The organism is Candidatus Thiodictyon syntrophicum (assembly GCF_002813775.1).
Taxonomy (GTDB): domain Bacteria; phylum Pseudomonadota; class Gammaproteobacteria; order Chromatiales; family Chromatiaceae; genus Thiodictyon; species Thiodictyon syntrophicum.
The window spans coordinates 60,680-76,480 of the sequence record NZ_CP020370.1 but is presented as its reverse complement, the minus strand read 5'-3'; the positions used below and the strand labels follow the sequence as shown (position 1 = coordinate 76,480).

Annotated in this window: 12 protein-coding genes; 9 read left to right on the top strand and 3 right to left on the bottom strand. The window is 67.2% G+C overall.

The window, feature by feature from the left end; translation table 11 throughout:
* Nucleotides 1–51: 51 nt before the first annotated feature.
* From THSYN_RS00335 to queF, 4 genes are all read left to right on the top strand, one after another.
* Entirely contained in the window at nucleotides 52–1,578 is a 1,527-nt protein-coding gene (locus tag THSYN_RS00335) for a YifB family Mg chelatase-like AAA ATPase (protein ID WP_100917378.1), read from the top strand.
* 225 nt (nucleotides 1,579–1,803) lie between these two features.
* Nucleotides 1,804–3,705, top strand: coding sequence for an ATP-binding cassette domain-containing protein (locus THSYN_RS00330; RefSeq protein WP_100922241.1), 1,902 nt, complete (start codon nucleotides 1,804–1,806; stop codon nucleotides 3,703–3,705).
* Entirely contained in the window at nucleotides 3,702–4,235 is a 534-nt protein-coding gene (locus tag THSYN_RS00325) for a DUF2939 domain-containing protein (RefSeq protein ID WP_100917377.1), read from the top strand. Before THSYN_RS00330 ends, THSYN_RS00325 begins: the two co-directional genes overlap by 4 nt.
* Before the next feature lie 566 nt (nucleotides 4,236–4,801).
* On the top strand, nucleotides 4,802–5,191 hold the full coding sequence (gene queF, locus THSYN_RS00320; RefSeq protein ID WP_100917376.1) for a preQ(1) synthase: 390 nt from the start codon (nucleotides 4,802–4,804) through the stop codon (nucleotides 5,189–5,191).
* A 33-nt stretch (nucleotides 5,192–5,224) separates the two neighbouring features.
* Here queF and malQ read toward each other — a convergent pair whose 3' ends face one another.
* The 3 genes from malQ to lamB form a co-directional block, all read right to left on the bottom strand.
* A complete protein-coding gene (gene malQ, locus THSYN_RS00315; RefSeq protein ID WP_100917375.1) occupies nucleotides 5,225–6,742 on the bottom strand; it encodes a 4-alpha-glucanotransferase in 1,518 nt (505 codons plus the stop codon).
* 314 nt (nucleotides 6,743–7,056) lie between these two features.
* On the bottom strand, nucleotides 7,057–8,055 hold the full coding sequence (locus tag THSYN_RS00310; protein ID WP_100917374.1) for a MalM family protein: 999 nt from the start codon (nucleotides 8,053–8,055) through the stop codon (nucleotides 7,057–7,059).
* A 112-nt stretch (nucleotides 8,056–8,167) separates the two neighbouring features.
* Nucleotides 8,168–9,616, bottom strand: a complete 1,449-nt coding sequence (lamB, locus tag THSYN_RS00305) for a maltoporin (RefSeq protein WP_157817373.1) — start codon at nucleotides 9,614–9,616, stop codon at nucleotides 8,168–8,170.
* Nucleotides 9,617–10,237: 621 nt separating this feature from the next.
* On the opposite strand from lamB, the gene malE reads away from it, so the two are divergent.
* The 5 genes from malE (at nucleotide 10,238) to THSYN_RS00280 (ending at nucleotide 15,799) form a co-directional block, all read left to right on the top strand.
* Nucleotides 10,238–11,419: a maltose/maltodextrin ABC transporter substrate-binding protein MalE gene (malE, locus tag THSYN_RS00300; protein WP_100917372.1), complete on the top strand. Its 1,182-nt coding sequence runs from the start codon at nucleotides 10,238–10,240 to the stop codon at nucleotides 11,417–11,419.
* A 125-nt stretch (nucleotides 11,420–11,544) separates the two neighbouring features.
* Nucleotides 11,545–13,167 carry a maltose ABC transporter permease MalF gene (malF, locus tag THSYN_RS00295; protein WP_100917371.1) on the top strand — a complete coding sequence of 541 codons (1,623 nt, stop codon included), beginning with the start codon at nucleotides 11,545–11,547 and terminating at the stop codon, nucleotides 13,165–13,167.
* Between the two features lie 26 nt (nucleotides 13,168–13,193).
* Nucleotides 13,194–14,084 (top strand): maltose ABC transporter permease MalG, encoded by an 891-nt coding sequence (gene malG / locus THSYN_RS00290; protein WP_100917370.1) that lies wholly within the window; start codon nucleotides 13,194–13,196, stop codon nucleotides 14,082–14,084.
* A gap of 52 nt (nucleotides 14,085–14,136) precedes the next feature.
* Nucleotides 14,137–15,273 (top strand): ABC transporter ATP-binding protein, encoded by a 1,137-nt coding sequence (locus tag THSYN_RS00285; RefSeq protein WP_100917369.1) that lies wholly within the window; start codon nucleotides 14,137–14,139, stop codon nucleotides 15,271–15,273.
* Nucleotides 15,274–15,367: 94 nt separating this feature from the next.
* Entirely contained in the window at nucleotides 15,368–15,799 is a 432-nt protein-coding gene (locus THSYN_RS00280; RefSeq protein ID WP_100917368.1) for a gamma-butyrobetaine hydroxylase family protein, read from the top strand.
* Nucleotides 15,800–15,801 lie beyond the last annotated feature (2 nt).

The window sequence follows — 15,801 nt, the reverse complement described above, 5'->3', positions numbered from 1 at the left end:
GCCCTGCGCGGCGCCGGTCCTGCCGGGGCCCACACCCGAGGTATCCCGTCATTGTCACTCTGCGTGCTGTATAGCCGAGCCCGGGAAGGGATCGACGCCCCTTTGGTGACCGTCGAGGTCCATCTGGGCGGCGGACTGCCGGCCCTCTCCATCGTCGGGCTGCCGGAACTGGCGGTCAGGGAGAGCAAGGACCGGGTGCGGGGCGCCCTGCTCAACGGGCGCTTCCAGTTTCCGCTCGGGCGCATCACCATCAACCTGGCCCCGGCAGACCTGCCCAAGGAGGGCGGGCGCTTCGATCTGGCCATCGCGCTCGGTATCCTGGGCGCCTCCGGTCAGGTCCGGTCGGGGCAACTGAACGCCTATGAATTCCTGGGCGAACTGGCCCTGTCCGGCGACCTGCGCCCCGTCAGCGGGGTCTTGCCGGCGGCCCTGGCGACTCAACGCGCCGGACGCGAACTGATCCTGCCGGCGGAGAACGCGGCAGAGGCGGGCCTGGTTGGCGGGCTCAAGCTGCGTCCGGCGCGCCACCTGATGGACCTGTGCGGACACCTCAACGGCACCGACCCCTTGCCGGTCTATGTGCCGGATACGGCCGCGGTGTCTGACCCGGACTACCCGGATCTCGCGGAGGTGCGGGGTCAGGAACACGCCAAGCGCGCCCTGGAGGTGGCCGCGGCGGGCGGGCACAGCCTGCTGCTGATCGGCCCGCCGGGCACCGGCAAGTCGATGCTCGCCAATCGCTTGCCCGGGCTCTTGCCGCCGCTGAGTGAGGCCGAGGCCCTGGAGACCGCGGCCCTGCGCTCCATCAGCGACCGCGATGCCTTCGACCCGACGACCTGGCGGCAGCGGCCCTTCCGCTCCCCGCACCACACCGCCTCCGGCGTGGCCCTGGTCGGCGGGGGAAGCAACCCGCGCCCGGGGGAGATCTCGCTCGCCCACCTGGGGGTGCTGTTCCTGGACGAATTGCCGGAGTTCGACCGGCGGGTGCTGGAGGTGCTGCGCGAGCCCCTGGAGTCCGGGCACATCCATATCTCCCGGGCCGCCCGCCAGGCGGAGTTTCCGGCGCGCTTCCAACTGGTGGCGGCCATGAACCCCTGCCCCTGCGGCTATCTGGGCGACGAGAGCGGGCGTTGCCACTGCACGGCGGAGCAGGTCGCGCGCTATCGCGGGCGCATCTCCGGCCCCCTGCTGGACCGTATCGACATGCATGTGGAGGTCCCGCGGCTGGATCTCGCCCGGCTGGCCGGTCCGACCCCGGGCGGCGTCTCGGGCGGTGAGGGAGGCAGTGCCGCGACCCGGGCGCGGGTCGGGGCGGCACGCGCACGGGCGCAGGCCCGGGCGGGGCGGCCCAACTGCGCCCTGCGCCCGCGCGAGATCGAGCGCGACTGTGCGCTCGACGATCAGGGCCAGCGGCTATTACAGCAGGCCCTGACCCGGCTCGCCCTGTCGGCGCGCGCCTATCACCGGATACTCAAGGTCGCGCGCACCATCGCCGACCTGGCGGGGATGGAGGCCATCACCGCGGCCCATCTGGGCGAGGCGGTGGGCTACCGGCGGCTGGATCGGGGGGCGGCGTGAACCCTGCACCCAGGAACGGTTACTAATTGAGGTCAAACAAGTCCATTAGAGGATACTTTTAGCGTCGTTGTCGTTGTCGTTGTCGTTGTCGTTGTCGTTGTCGTTGTCGTAATCGAGGTTATGCTGGCGCCCCGGATTCTCTCGCACCTCAAACTGCATCGCTTCTCCGATTACGACAACGATTACGACAACGACCACATTTGCCCGCTGGACGTGCCACTGAAGATGCTGCAACTTACTGATCTATCAATGCGCCGCGGTCCGCGGCTGCTGCTGTCCGGGGCCAGTCTGACCGTCTATCCGGGTCAGAAGGTCGGTCTCGTGGGGGCCAACGGCTCGGGCAAGTCCAGCCTGTTCGCCCTGCTGCGCGGGGAACTGCACGCGGACACCGGGGACTGCTCACTGCCGGCCGGCTGGGAACTGGCCCATGTCGCCCAGCACACCCCGGACGGCGCGGGGCCGGCTATCGAGTTCGTCCTGGACGGCGATCGGGAACTGCGGCGCATCCAACTGGACCTGGCCGCCGCCGATGCGGCCGGGGACGGTCTGCGTCACGGTGAATTGGCCGGCCAGTTGGAGTCCATCGGGGGCTATGGGGCCGAGAGCCGCGCCGGGCGCCTGCTCCACGGGCTGGGCTTCGCCCCGGGCGACGAGCGCCGGCCGGTGAACAGCTATTCCGGCGGCTGGCGGATGCGCCTGGCGCTCGCCCGCACCCTGATGTGCCGCTCGGACCTGCTGCTGCTCGACGAGCCGACCAACCATCTGGACCTGGACGCGGTGATCTGGCTGGAGGCCTGGCTCAAGTCCTATCAGGGCACCCTGATCCTGATCTCCCACGACCGGGATTTTCTGGACAGCGTGGTCAGCCACACCCTGCACCTGGAGCAGGGGCGCCTCACCCTCTATGCCGGCAACTATTCGGCCTTCGAGCGCCAGCGCGCGGAGCGCCTCGCCCAGCAGCAGTCGGCCTACGAACGCCAGCAGCGCGAGGTCGCCCACATCCACAGCTTCGTAGAGCGCTTCCGCGCCAAGGCGACCAAGGCCCGGCAGGCACAGAGCCGGATCAAGGCCCTGGAGCGCATGGAACTGATCGCCCCGGCCCATGTGGACTCACCCTTCCACTTCGGCTTCGAGGCCCCGACGCACCTGCCCCACCCCCTGCTGCGTCTGGAGGGGCTGGCCGCCGGTTATGCCGGCCGGCCCATCCTCAAGGGATTGAACCTTAGCCTCAACCCGGGCGACCGGATCGGCCTGCTCGGCCGCAACGGGGCCGGCAAGTCGACGCTGGTCAAGGTCCTGGCCGGTGACCTGGCACCCAGCGCCGGACGCCGCGAGACCGCCCAGGAGTTGAAGGTCGGCTACTTCGCCCAGCACCAGCTCGACCAACTGCGGATCGATGAAAGCCCGCTCAAGCACCTGCAACGCCTGGACCCCAAGGCCACCGAGCAGGCCCTGCGCGACTACCTGGGCGGTTTCGGGTTCGATGGGGATCGCGCCTCGAGCCCGGTGGCGCCCCTGTCCGGCGGCGAGAAGGCGCGCCTGGTGCTGGCCCTGTTGATCCGTCAGCGCCCCAACCTGCTGCTGCTGGACGAGCCCACCAACCACCTGGACCTGGAGATGCGCCAGGCCCTGAGCGAGGCACTCCAGGAGTACGAGGGCGCTCTGGTGCTGGTCTCCCATGACCGGCACCTGCTGCGCGTGACCGCCGACACCCTGCTGCTGGTGGACGGCGGCCTGGTCGCACCCTTTGATGGGGACCTGGACGACTACCCGGCCTGGCTCGCCGCCCGCGACCCGGATCGCACCGGCGCGCGCCCCGAGGCCGAGGCCCGCGAGGGCGCCGACCGCAAGCAGCAGCGCCGCCAGTCCGCTGACCTGCGCCGCGCCCTGCAACCCCTGCGCAACCGCCTCCAGGCCCTGGAGCGGACCCTGGAGCGGCTGGCCGCCCGGCACCAGGAACTGGCGAGCGCCCTGGCGCAGCCCGAGATTTATGCCCCGGAGGCCAAACCGCGCCTGCTGACCCTGATGGAGGAAAGCAACCGGGTCGCGGCCGAGTTGGCGGTCGCCGAGACGCAGTGGCTGGAGGTCGGGGAGGAATTGGAGCAGCGGCAAGCGGAGTCGGCATGAGGCTGGGCCCCGCGGCGGCCGACACCCGGTGGGGCGGCCGGGTCATCAGTGCCCGGCGACGGCGCTTAGGCCGGGTCCTGATGACGCTGCTGCTCGTCATGTACGGCTGGCTGGCCTGGCCCTTCCTGACGTTGTGGCAGTTGGACCGGGCCCTGGTCCGGAACGACCAGGCCAGCCTGACGCGGCTGGTGGACCTCGCCGCGGTGCGGGATGCGATCCGCCGCACCCTCAACAAGGACGCCGGCGGCACCCTGGGTCCCTTCTCCGACGACTTCATCGAGTGGCTGCAACAGGCCATCCGGCGCCGCGGCACCAGCGCCCTGGAGCAGGAGGTCACGCTGGCCTGGGTGCGGGAACAATTGCTGTCCCGCTCCCCGCCTGGGACCGGCCTCTGGCCCGCCCTCTCCTGGGCCTTCTTCGACCACCCGCTGCATTTCACGCTGCGCCTGGGCGGCGCGGTCACGGCGCCGGTCGTGGTCCGGATGCGCTTCGCCGGGGGCGGGTGGCGGGTCAGCGCCCTTTATTTCTGATGCAACGGCTGAAAGCGGGCCGCCGACCGGGCGCTGCAAGGGCTCGCGGACAACTGGGGATACATCAACCCGAGTACGCTCAACACCAATTGGGGCAACCCGGCGCCGACGCCGTCCTCTCCCCTGCCGATCAACGGCGATGCCCTGCAACAACGACCTGTCGGGCCGCTCCAGCGCCGGGATCAGCTTCCTGGCAGGGGCCGGGGCCTTTACCCTTAACGGCAACGCCATCACGAGCACCGACAACATCGCCAATCTCAGGCGGCAACGGCCTGCTGTCGGCGGCGGCACCGCCACCACCCTGATCCAGGCGAGCGGCGGGGCCCTGAGTCTGGGCAACCTCAACTCCGCGAGCGCTCCAGCACCCTTTCACAACAGCCCCAGCCCAAGGGTCGGGGCCTCGGGCCCCGACCCGTCGGCGAGTGCAACTCGGCGATCCGAGAGCACTCGACCCTGTATGGAGCGTGGATTGGCGGGCCGCCGTTCCGCCCGGACAGGTACACTTGCGCCTTGTCCCCGCGGCCCACGCCGCCGACCTGAATCCCGCGACTTTCGGAGACGCCCCCATGCCCAGTGCCCCCAGCCGGTCCCTTGAGACCTTCGACAACCCGCAACCCGGGCGTGACTACACCATCCGCATCCGCGTCCCGGAGTTCACCTGCCTGTGCCCCAAGACCGGTCAACCGGACTTCGCGGAACTCACCCTGGAGTACATCCCGGACCAGCGGTGCGTGGAGCTCAAGTCGCTCAAGCTCTATGTCTGGTCCTATCGCGACGAGGGCGCCTTCCATGAGGCGGTGACCAACCGCATCTTAGACGACCTGGTGGCGGCCACCGGACCCCGCTTTATGCGCCTGACGGCGGACTTCAACCTGCGCGGGGGGATCGATACCACGGTGATCGCGGAGCACCGCGCCCCCGGCTGGTCGGCGCCCTCGCTGGTGCAACTGCCTTGAGCCGGCGGCCGACCTGAGCGACGCCGACCGGGCTCAGCCCCCGGCCGGCGGATAGGGCCGCCGGCAGAACAGACGGCTCAGGTCGCGCAGTCGGTCGGCCGCGGCGGGGTCCAGGTCCTCCTCACGGAACCGCCAGACCCAGTTGCCCTGCACGGTGCCGGGGCGGTTCATGGTCGCCGCGGCCCCGGCGCCCATCAGGTCCTGCAGCGGGAACAGGGCGAGCGAGGCCACCGAGGCCAGGGCGGCGCGGATGAAGGCCCAGTGGGGCTCGCTGCCGTCGATGTCGAAATAGCGGCAGACCAGGGAGCGGATCGGCTCCGCCTGCTCCGACCACCAGCCGCCGATGGTGTTGTTGTCGTGGGTGCCGGTGTAGACCACCTGGCGCGGTCGGTGGTTGTGGGGCAGGAACTGGCAGTGTCCGAAACACTCGCTGGTATCCTCGAAGGCGAACTGGAGGATGGCCATGCCCGGCAACTCAAGCCCGTCGCGCAGGGCCTCGACGTCCGGGGTGATGACGCCCAGGTCCTCGGCGATCAGCGGCAGGTCCCCTCCCAGGGCGTCACGCAGGGCGTTGAAGAGGTCCATCCCGGGACCCGGGACCCAGTGCCCGTTGACCGCCGTCTCCTCGCTCGCCGGGACCTCCCAATAGGCGGCAAAGCCGCGGAAGTGGTCCACCCGCACCAGGTCCGTGACCCCCAGCAGGCGGCGCAGACGCTGCACCCAGAACCCGTAGCCGTCGGCGGCCAGGGCGGGCCAGTCGTAGAGCGGGTTGCCCCAACGCTGGCCGGTGGGGCTGAAATAATCGGGCGGGACCCCGGCGATGACGGTGGGCTGGCCGTCCGGCTCCAGTTGGAACCACTCGCGATGGGTCCAGACCTCGGCCGAGTCGTGGGCGACGAAGATCGGCATGTCGCCCACCAGGTGGACGCCGCGCTCGTGTGCATAGTCACGCAACGCCGACCACTGGCTGAAAAAAAGGAACTGGACCAGACACTCGCGCTCGATCTGCGGCGCGTTGTCCTGGGCCCAGGCCTGGAGCGCTGCCGGTTCACGCAGCGCCAGCGGCGCTGGCCAGGCGGTCCAGGGCCGCAGGTCGAAGGCGCTCTTCAGCGCGCTGAAGAGGCTGTAGTCGACCAGCCAGTCGCGGTGCTCCTCCTGGAAGCGGGCAAAGGCGTCGCGCTGGCCCTGGTCGGCGCGGGTGAGGAAACCCTGGTGGGCACGATCGAGCAGGGCACCCTTCCAGGCGTGGGCCGGGCCGAAGTCCACGGCCGCGTCCGGAAAGTCCGGGTGTTCGAGGTCCGCGGGGTCGATCCAACCGGCCGCGAGCAAGGACTCCGGACTGATCAGCAAGGGGTTGCCGGCGTAGGCGCTGATGCACTGGTAGGGGGAATCCCGGTAACCGGTGGGCCCGAGCGGCAGGACCTGCCAGAGCCCTTGGCCGGCCTGGGTGAGGAAATCGACGAAGCGGTGGGCGCTCGGCCCCAGGTCGCCGATGCCGAAGGGACCCGGGAGGGAGGTGGGGTGCAGCAGGATGCCGCTGGTGCGGTGCATGGACGACTCCGGGGGTTGGAAGGTACTAGGCCGGGGAGTCTACCGAAGACCTGGGAAAAGCCGAAATTTCATTGTGCCCGGGCGCCCCCGGGGTGCGACTGGAACTGATGTGTTAACGCACATATCGTAGGGTACACATCGCGTACCCTACAGCTACAGCGACCGGACGTTTTCACGGACCGGGCGTCGTTGTCGTTGTCGTAATCGTGGTCGGATTATTCGATTGCGATTACGATTACGACAACGACAACGACAGCGTACCCGGGATCTCGGTCACCACATCAGTTCTGATCGCACCCGCGCTCCCGTGGCCCCTATTTGTTCTCCACCGCGCCGACGAAGGTCGCGCGCGCCGTGGTAGAGCCGGCCCGCTCGGCCTCCTGGACCAGCCGCCAGGCGCGGTCCATGTCACCCAGCGCGACGGATTGCTGGATCATCCGGTCGTACATGGTCTGGGTCTCCTTCAGCATCGGCTGCGCGCCGGCCTTGGCCACGCGGGCGCTTGGCTGGGCCGCGGGCCGCGCCGGCCGCGGCGCTGGGGCAACGGCGCTGGTCGGGGGCACATAGCGGCTCGCGCCTTGCTGCTGCCTGACATACTGGGTGGTGGAGGCGGCGGAAACCTCCAGGTCCCCCACCCCCATCCGGAACACCCCGGTGGCGGCGTGCTGGGCGATGGGGTCCGGCAGGCCGGGGTCCACCAGGCCATGGGCGCGGGCATAGAGCCTGGCCTCGCTCATCATCCGGGTCGAGCCACGCAGGTCCTTATCCGTCGTGAAGACGATCAGGTACTTCTCGGCCGCCAGTTCCCCCCCCTGACGGCGGTCCAGATAGACCTTGCCCCGCAGGCGTTGGGGCTCCATGAAACCGGCCGGGGTGTATTTGAAATTGCTGGAATCGATGGCGCGGCTGACCCGGAAGTCCCGATCCAGGATCAGGACCGTGGGGACGAAGACCGTGGCCCCGGCGATCGCCTCGATGGTGAGGGTGGCACGTTCCAGTTCATCCGGGATCACGAAGGCGGCAAGCAGGCTCTTGCCGGTCGCGAACGCGAAGGCCTGCGAATTGGCGTCGAGCTTGAAAAATTCGCTGTCCCCGGTGTTCAATGGTTGATAGTGCAGCGCCGAGAGGGTGTCGCAACAGACCCGCACGGCAGAGAGCGTCGCGAGGCTCGCGGCGGCGCTCGGACTGACTGCCGTATACATGGGCGAGCGCGACTCCAGGGGGGCGACCCAGGTGGTCTTGCCCGAACCGGCGCAGCCGGCGACGGTCACCAGGGCAAGGGCGAGCGCGGTGACGGTAAGAGATCTGGGCATGAGGGATTCCAGGACTGGTTAAGAACGCTGTCGGTGCCGTGGCGGCCGGGACCGCCGCACGACACCCCCGAAGATGCGGCCGCCGCCCCGGCCGACCGGGGCGGCAAGGACCTCACCACCAGGCCTCCACTTGGGCGCCGAAGGTGGTACCGGTGGTATCCCTGATCGGGATGATACCCGGGGTCTGGGGGTAGTTACCCTGGTTCCAATCCGCGTAGGTGACGAACAGACGCAGCACCGGACGTGCCCAGATGCTCGGGCCCGCCTGCCACTGCTGGGCCAGCGTCACCTTGGTCAGGACGCAGTGGTTGTTGCGCTCGGCGCAGTTCGCAATATAGTCCGGTTGGGTAGGGTCCGGGATATAGCCGGCCCAGTCGTGCCCGAAGGCCACATTGTCATAACCAACCTCGAGCGTCGTGTTCATCGTATCCGACCAGTTGTACTGGGGGCGGATGCCGATGGAGAACCAATCCTTGGTGCCGCCGTCGATCGATTTCTTCGACTCATACCAGGTCGCGTACATCATCGCGATGCGGCTGTTGAAGACGAGTACCCCATGGTCGATGACCCGCCACATCCGGTTCACATTGGAGAAGCTGTGGCTGTGGGTGTCGTTGTTGCCGGTGGCGGCCATACTGCCGTTGGCATACTGGGCCGCGAACTTGTTGTAGCCGGAGCCGAACCAGTTGCCCTGGGTGTGCTCGGCGGTAAACATCCAACCGTTCTGATTGTCGAAACCGCGCTGATAGACCTCGTCATCGGCGTTGACGAACAGATAATTTCTCTGGCCGTTGGTCAGATCGGCCCCGCCCCACTCGGCGCCCAGCTCCAGGCTGCCGTCCTTGTTGGTCTTCAGGTTGGCATAACGCAGGCTCACGACGTTATTGACGACGTTCGGGCGGATGCCGTCCGTAGCCCAGAAATCGGTCCCCAGACCGTTGGCCCAGGCGCCGTCGGTGTTGCGGATCCAGGCCACCGACAGGTCCCCGGGGCCCAGCGTCCAATATTCCAGGCCGACCCCGGGGCCGGAGATATCCCAATAGTAAAAGTCCGCCATGTGGATATCGTGGCGCTGATAGAAGCGCTTGCCGGCCCACAGGTTGGAGCGCTTCTGGCCGGGAATCACGCCGCGGAACTGGGCGTTGGCCTCGCGCAGCGACACCACCGAGTCCCGGTACGGGTGGGCGGCGACGGCGCGATCACCGGAGATCGAGTCGCTGTTGGAACCGGAGCCGTCGCCCGGGTCCTCTTCCCAGTCGTTCTGTTGCCCGGATTTGTAGGCGATGCGGGTATCGATGTAGAAGCTCTGGCCGTTCTGCTCCCACAGCGATTTGCCGAGCACGATCTCCATGTAGGTCTCGCACTCGTTGCCGAGGCGGTATTTGCTGTCGGCGCCATTGGACTGGAAGCAGGATTGGTCCCCGCCGCCGCTGGTGGCACCGAGCCCGGAACGCAGATAGCCGTGGAAGTCCGGCAGGTAGTTCTTGGCCGCATCCTCGGCCGGGAGCGCACCTGACGCCAGGCAGGCGGCGAAGGCCGCCGTCAACACGCGAGCTTTCATCGATATTCCCCCAAAAATTCGGATGATCATCCCGCCGGGCGGGACCTGCCGCGGGGCGCGTACGGGGGGCCTGCGTGCCCACCCGTGGCGCGAGACGCGGCAACCGCAAGGAACCTTTGCGGCTGCACGCATCACCGCGGGTCGAGATCATGGTGCGCTGGCCAGGCGCCGGAGCGGCCGCCCGGCACGGGCTCGACCGATTCCCCAGACCCTTCCTCCGACGTTGCGTTTTTCACACAATCGCCTGACCCTTAATGTAGACCCTAAAGAACGAGTTGTCGAGGCATGTTTTGCAAGTATTTTCGAGGCCAGCTTGCGGCCGTCCCCAGCCTCCCGGCGAGGGCGGAAAGGAAAAATGTCGCGGTCACACAACAGGCAGCGTCGTTTTTCGGCACTGACCCAGATCGTTCATCAGCCCGGTTTCGCGGACAATGACCATGGGCTATACTCGGCCGACGGGCGGTTCCCGCGAGGGGCCGACGGGGGTGCCCGTGAGCCTCCCGGCGCCTGTCGACGATAACAAGAGTGGGTTTCACACCGGCGCGGGGCCGCTTCCCGAACGCCCGCGCCAGGCCGTCGGCATCCGGCGCCGACCAACCAGCAAGAGGCAGGACAACGAACGTGAACAGACTCGTCACCCTGGCCGTCGCCACCGCGACACTCGCCCTGTCCAGCGCCGCCCCGGCCCTCGAAAAGGACAAGCTCACCCTCTGGATCAACGGCGACAAGGGCTACAACGGTCTCGCCGAGGTCGCCAAACGCTTCACCGCGGATACCGGCGTACCGGTCGAGGTCTCCCACCCGGACAACGTGGAGCAGCGCTTCCAGCAGGTCGCCTCCAATGCCCAGGGACCGGACATCATGTTCTGGCCCCATGACCGCTTCGGCGAATGGGCCAAGGGCGGTCTCATCGCGCCGCTCAATCCCAGTGCCCAGATGCGTGCCAAAATCGATGATTTTGCCTGGGATGCGGTCAGCATCGACGGCAAGGTCTACGGCTACCCTATCGCCGCGGAAGCGGTGTCCCTGATCTATAACAAGGATCTGCTGCCGGACGGTCCACCCAAGACCTTCGAGGAAATGGCGGCGCTGGACACCAGACTCCAGAAAGACAACAAGCACGCCATCCTCTGGGCCTATGAGACCCCTTATTTCACCTATCCCCTGCTCGCGGCCGGAGGCGGCTATGCCTTCAAGAAGCGCGCGGACGGCAGTTTCGACGTCAAGGACACCGGGATCAACAATGCGGGCTCCAAGCAGGGGGTCGCCTTCGTCGCCAACCTGATCGAACAGGGCCACCTGCCCCGCGGCCTGGACTACGGGGTCGCCGAGGCCAAATTCAATAAGGGGGAGGCGGCCATGACCATCAATGGCCCCTGGTCCTGGGACAACCTGAGCAAGAGCGGCATCAAGTACGGCCTGGCCAAGCTCCCGACCCTGGGCGGCAAACCGGCCCGCGCCTTCGTCGGCGTCCTCGGCGGCGCCATCAACAACGCCAGCCCCAATAAGGACCTGGCGACCCTGTTCCTGGAGGAGTATCTCCTGACCCCCGAGGGGCTCAAGGCGATGAATGACGACAAGCCGCTCGGCGCCGTCACCCTCAAGTCATTTCAGGCACAGCTCGCCGCGGACGAGCGGATCAAGGTCACCTACGAGAATGCCAAGAATGGCGAGCCGATGCCCAGTGTCCCGGAGATGATCAAATACTGGAGCAACCTGGAGGGAGCGCTCAAGAACGTGGCCGCCGGTCGCCAGCCGGTCGACGCGGCCTTGGACGACGCCGCCACCCGCGTCGTCAAATAGCCTGCTCGCCCGCGCGATTCCCGCGCGCGGGCGAGTGGATCGAGGGGAAATACGGGCGTAGCGGTGGCACAGCAGCGCCGCCAGGCGGCGCGACCCTGCATTGATTGGGAACGGTGAGGTTCAGCATGGCTTCAGCATCCGCGGCCGGTCAGGCCAACGCGACACCGGCGCGCCCCGCGACGCCTTGGCTCAAATGGGCGATTCTCGGCGTGATCGGGCTGGTCAATCTCTACGCCGTGACCCTGATGTACATTCAGGGCGAGACCATTTTCGCCCTGGTGACCCTGATTCTGGTCGCCACCGGACTCTATGTCTTCTCCGCCCCTGGCGCCTATGTCCACCGCTACATCTTCCCGGGTGTGGCGACCATGTTCATCTTCATCGTCTTTCCGCTGGCCTATACGATCTGGATCGCCTTCACCAATTACAGCGCCACCAATATCCTGACCTTCGAGCGGGCCCGGGCCTATCAGTTGTCGCAGAGCTTCCAGATTGCGGATCAGAATTTCGATTTCGCCCTCTACGGCGCCGGTACCAACACCTATCGCCTGGCCCTGACCGCCGCCGATGGTGAACGATTCCTGAGCCCGCCGGTGGAGTTGCGGGTGCCGGACGCGGGTGCCCAGCCGCCGGCGAGCACGGCCGCAATCGAGGTCGACCTGCTGCCGGCGACGGCCCCGCTGGATGCCGAGCCGCTGCCGATCAGAGACCTGGTGCGCCTGCGCGGGGTGCTTCAAGAGGTCCGCGCCCATCTGCCGAACCACACGGACCTGCGCATGAGCGGGCTGCGGCAATTCTCCGCCATCCGGCCCCTCTATCAGGTGCTGCCGAGCGCCCAGGGAGGGGATGGTCTGATCCTGGTCAACCAACAGACCAAAGAGCGCATCGCGCCGGACATGCGAAGCGGCTTTTATCGCGCACTCACGCCAGAGGGCGAGTTCACCGGGCCCGGCATTGCCCCCGGATTCAGCGTATTCGTGGGTTGGAAGAATTTCCTGCGGGTGCTGACGGACCCCGGGGTCCAGGGGCCCTTCCTGCAGATCTTCGGCTGGACCCTGACCTTCTCGTTGCTCTCCGTGATCTTCACACTTGCCATCGGCATGGTCCTGGCGGCCCTGGTGCAGTGGGAGTCACTCGCCGGCCGCGGGCTCTATCGCCTGCTCCTGATCCTGCCCTATGCGGTGCCGGCCTTCATCTCGATCCTGGTCTTCCGGGGCCTCTTCAATCAGAACTTCGGCGAGATCAACGTGCTGCTGAGCCAGATCTTCGGTATCAAGCCGGCCTGGTTCAATGACCCCACGCTCGCCCGGACCATGCTCCTGATCGTCAACACCTGGCTCGGCTACCCCTACATGATGATCCTGTGCATGGGGCTCCTGAAGGCGATCCCGTCCGACCTCTACGAGGCCGCGGCCATGGACGGGTCCAACTTCATCCGCGATTTCTTCAGCATCACGGTGCCGCTGCTGATGAAGCCGCTCACCCCGCTCCTGATCGCGTCCTTCGCATTCAACTTCAACAACTTCGTCCTGGTCCAGTTGCTGACCGAGGGACGCCCGGACATCATCGGCGCCCAGACCCCGGCGGGCACCACCGATCTTCTGGTGACCTACACCTATCGCATCGCCTTCGAGGGTTCCGGCCAGGACTATGGCCTGGCGTCCGCCATCGCGACCCTGATCTTCATCATGGTCGGGGTGCTGGCGCTCATCAACATCAAGATCATGCGGGTCGACCGGCCGACCTGACCGAAAGACCGCGGGAGTGCGACACAATGGCCATGGTGCAAGCGAAATCCATCATCTACCGCAAACTGGCGGCCCACGTCTTCCTGTGGGCTTGGCTCGCCCTGATCATCTTCCCGCTCCTGATGGTCATCGCCATCTCGTTTCGGACCGGGAATTTCGCCGTGGGTGACATCATTCCGAGCCACCCCACGCTCGACCATTGGCGGCTCGCGCTCGGCATGTCCATCGTCGACGAGTCCGGGCGGACTATCCCGCCGCCCTTTCCGGTGCTCCTGTGGCTATGGAACTCGGTCAAGGTGGCCTCCGCCTCCGCCGTGCTGATCGTGGCGCTGTCCACCACCTGCGCCTATGCCTTCGCCCGCCTGCGCTTCGGCGGACGCAGCCTGCTGCTCAAGGCGATGCTGGTCTTCCAGATGTTCCCGGCGGTCCTGGCACTGGTCGCCTATTACGCCCTGTTCAGCCGCATCAGCGACTATTTCCCGCCGCTGGGGCTCAATACCCACCCGGGGTTGATCTTCGCCTATTTGGGCGGTATTGCGCTGCACGTCTGGACCATCAAGGGCTATTTCGAGACCATCGACAAGTCGCTGGAGGAGTCCGCCACACTCGACGGCGCCTCCCCCTGGCAGGCCTTCCGGTTGATCCTGTTGCCGCTGTCCGTGCCGATCCTGGCTGTGGTCTTCATCCTGGCCTTCATCACCGCCATCACCGAATACCCGGTCGCCTCCATCCTGCTCCAAGACGAGAGCAAGCTGACCCTGGCGGTGGGCTCGCAATATTATCTGAACCCACAGGAATACAAATGGGGGGACTTCGCCGCCGCCGCCGTACTGTCGGGATTCCCCATCACCCTGGTGTTCCTGCTCGCCCAGCGCTGGCTGGTGGGCGGCCTGACCGCGGGCGGGGTCAAGGGCTAGGAGTGCTTGCGGTATCGTAGAGTCGAATCAGTCCCTGGGGAGCATGAGAGCAATGGCCGACGTCAAGATCGAGCACCTGGTCAAGAACTACCAACCGGGGGTGGCGCGGGATGTACTGCGTGACATCAACCTGGACATCAAGGAGGGCGACTTCGTGGTGTTCGTCGGCCCCTCCGGCTGCGGCAAGTCGACCCTGCTGCGGGCCATTGCCGGGCTCGACGATATCACCTCCGGGGACCTCTTCATCGGCGGCCGGCGCATGAACGAGGTGCCGCCGGTGGAGCGCGGCGTCGGTATGGTATTCCAGTCCTATGCGCTCTATCCGCACATGACGGTGCGGGAGAACCTGGCCTTTGGACTCAAGATCAAGAAGGTGGACAAGCAAACCGCCCGCGAACGGGTGGCGCAGGCGTCCGCCATGCTGGGGCTCGATCCCTTCCTGGAGCGCAAACCCAAGGACCTGTCCGGCGGGCAGCGCCAGCGCGTGGCCATCGGCCGTGCGCTGGTGCAACACCCCGCGGTCTTCCTGCTCGATGAGCCCCTGTCGAACCTGGACGCGGCGCTGCGGGTCAAGACCCGCATCGAACTGGCCCGGATGCACGAGGAGCGCGGCTCCACCACCATCTATGTCACCCACGACCAGGTAGAGGCCATGACACTCGCCACCCGGATCGCGGTCTTGAGCCCACTGGCCGAGGGCGCCACGACCAACCTGGAGCAGTTCGGCCCGCCGCTCGATCTCTATCACGAACCCGCCAACCGCTTTGTCGCGGGCTTCATCGGCTCGCCCAAGATGAACTTCCTGGGCGGCATGATCGAGGCGCCCGATGCACGCCGCACGCGCATCAAGCTGGACACCGGGGTCAGCATCACCGCCGGCGTGGACACCAGCCGGGCGCGCCCGGGGGATCAGGTGGAGGTCGGCATCCGGCCCGAGCACACGGTCCTGCTCGACGACCCGCGGGCGGACAACCGGATCACCGGCACCGTCCTGGTGGCGGAGCACCTGGGGGCCGAGACCTTCATCTATCTGGACGTCGGCGGCAAGGACTTCACCGTCAAGGTGCGCCCGGAGACGCCGGGGACCCCCCGCAGTCAGTTCGACATCGGCGTGCCGACCGACGCCTGCTATCTGTTCGACGCCCAGGGTCAGGCCTTCCCGCGCACGGAGCGCTTTACCCGGACCTGAGCGAGGTTCCCGGCCGCGACGCGACGGGGCCGACCTTGGTGTCGGCCCCCCGCGGCCCAATCTCGCAACGATGACTATTGCGAGGAACCCGAGGATGGAGACGCGCCGCCTCCCCACCGAAATCAACCTGCATCAGCGCTCCCGGGTGCTCGAGATCGTCTATGACGACGGCGCCCGCTTCCGGCTGCCGTGCGAATACCTGCGGGTCCACTCCCCCTCCGCCGCCGTGCGCGGGCACTCGGCCCAGACCGCGCGGCTCCAGGTCGGCAAGGAGCAGGTCGGCATCACCAGGCTGGAGCAGATCGGCGCCTACGCGCTCAAGGTCTATTTCGATGACGGCCACAACTCCGGGCTCTACGACTGGCAGTATCTCTATCAGCTCGGCCGCGACTGGCCGGCGCGCTGGCGGGACTACCTGGGGCGCCTGGCCGCCGCCGGCCACCAGCGTGAGGGGCCGGACCCTTTCGACGACCTCCTGGCCCGGGGTGAGTCGCCGTCGGAACTGCCATCGACGGCTGCCATTTGAAC

Bases quoted from the DNA above. Each gene is read 5' to 3' on its own strand.
- THSYN_RS00330 (WP_100922241.1), top strand. From the start codon at position 1,804: ATGCTGCAACTTACTGATCTATCAATGCGCCGCGGTCCGCGGCTGCTG.
- THSYN_RS00325 (WP_100917377.1), top strand. From the start codon at position 3,702: ATGAGGCTGGGCCCCGCGGCGGCCGACACCCGGTGGGGCGGCCGGGTC.
- queF (WP_100917376.1), top strand. From the start codon at position 4,802: ATGCCCAGTGCCCCCAGCCGGTCCCTTGAGACCTTCGACAACCCGCAA.
- malQ (WP_100917375.1), bottom strand. From the start codon at position 6,742: ATGCACCGCACCAGCGGCATCCTGCTGCACCCCACCTCCCTCCCGGGT.
- THSYN_RS00310 (WP_100917374.1), bottom strand. From the start codon at position 8,055: ATGCCCAGATCTCTTACCGTCACCGCGCTCGCCCTTGCCCTGGTGACC.
- lamB (WP_157817373.1), bottom strand. From the start codon at position 9,616: ATGAAAGCTCGCGTGTTGACGGCGGCCTTCGCCGCCTGCCTGGCGTCA.
- malF (WP_100917371.1), top strand. From the start codon at position 11,545: ATGGCTTCAGCATCCGCGGCCGGTCAGGCCAACGCGACACCGGCGCGC.
- malG (WP_100917370.1), top strand. From the start codon at position 13,194: ATGGCCATGGTGCAAGCGAAATCCATCATCTACCGCAAACTGGCGGCC.
- THSYN_RS00285 (WP_100917369.1), top strand. From the start codon at position 14,137: ATGGCCGACGTCAAGATCGAGCACCTGGTCAAGAACTACCAACCGGGG.
- THSYN_RS00280 (WP_100917368.1), top strand. From the start codon at position 15,368: ATGGAGACGCGCCGCCTCCCCACCGAAATCAACCTGCATCAGCGCTCC.